This is a genomic window from Methanoculleus sp. UBA413, from assembly GCF_002502935.1.
Taxonomy (GTDB): domain Archaea; phylum Halobacteriota; class Methanomicrobia; order Methanomicrobiales; family Methanoculleaceae; genus Methanoculleus; species Methanoculleus bourgensis.
Genome location: NZ_DAQR01000072.1, coordinates 31,928 through 33,136 on the forward strand (window position 1 = coordinate 31,928; position 1,209 = coordinate 33,136).

At 56.7% G+C, this 1,209-nt stretch carries 1 protein-coding gene; it reads left to right on the forward strand.

Annotated elements, in window-relative coordinates; genetic code table 11:
* Nucleotides 1–218: 218 nt before the first annotated feature.
* Nucleotides 219–998: a hypothetical protein gene (locus BP858_RS05650; RefSeq protein WP_014867182.1), complete on the forward strand. Its 780-nt coding sequence runs from the start codon at nucleotides 219–221 to the stop codon at nucleotides 996–998.
* The last annotated feature ends 211 nt before the right edge of the window (nucleotides 999–1,209 follow it).

Consider the following 1,209-nt stretch of genomic DNA (forward strand, 5'->3'; position numbering starts at 1 on the left):
GGGCGGGGGAGGAGGCCGCAGGCCGGGCGGGGTGGGGGGACGGAGGGGAGCGCTCCGCGGGGGATGGGACGAAGGCCCGATATGATCTGCTAATTTGGAGTCGGTGTACTAGTTTTCCCTGTCGCTCTCCCCGTTTATCCTCGTATTGATCTATATACGTCTAATAACCAGAAAACCGATCGACTAGCTTTATTTTGCGAAAATCGGATCTCTAATCGATGGATTCTGATGAGAGAGCTGCCAACTGGGCGAGAGTCATCACTCTGGCTATTGTGGGATTATATCTATTCTGGGTCTATGGCGTCCCTGTGGTAATGGATTGGATCTCAGCGAACGCTTTCACCCTCATGCTGATTGGAGGGGTGTGCCTGGCGGGGATTGTGGGGTTTGGCTACTGGTGGATGCAGGAGGATGCGCGTGCTGCCGAGCGTCTCGCTCGGGAGGAGGAAGAGCGGGCCCGGGAAGAAAAGGAGTATGCCGACCTCCAGCGACGGCGGGGGTTGGAGGAGTATCAGACAGTAGAAGGTAAGACCGTCTGGGTCCCGCGGGACCAGTTGGAGGAGGTCGCCCGGCGGGACCGGGAAGAGCACCAGCGGAAGATGGCGGAGCGGGAGCGGGAGGCGGAGGCGCGTAAGCTGGTGAATAGGCTTGCGAGCCATATTGAGGAGTTTACCCCTTCCCGGCATTATAACAGCGAGTGGGAATACCACCTCGAACTGCAAGGTTACATCAGGGGGTCGTTCCCCGATGCACAGATAGAAGTTCAGACGGGAGCATCTCGGCCGGATATCGTTGTCGATACTGTTGCTATTGAAGTTAAGGGGCCGACGTATTCCAAGGACCTACAGACGATCGCCGATAAACTGGTGCGGTATTCACAGCACTATGATACTATCATCGTCGTGCTGTTCAATCTACAGGTGAACGAACGGCGGTATGGGGAGTGGGAGCGCGGGATAAAGAAGACGTTTGGGGATGTCAGGATCATCTGTATCTGACTCATGCCAGCACGGGGATAAGGGCCCCCGAGTAGAGATATATCCATGAGGAGGAGTGTTAGTGGAGCATTGCAGCTAAAATTTCCATGAAAACCGCCCCAATTTGGCGAGTGGGAGACCGCCTGCTCTGGTGCATCGTGCCCCGGGTCCGGCTTGTGCGGGGAGGGGGAGACTCCATACGCGCGAACGTTCGGTATGGAGACTCGTGAGG

What these genes read in the sequence shown, in the direction of transcription:
- BP858_RS05650 (WP_014867182.1), top strand. Translation starts at nt 219, where the DNA reads ATGGATTCTGATGAGAGAGCTGCCAACTGGGCGAGAGTCATCACTCTG.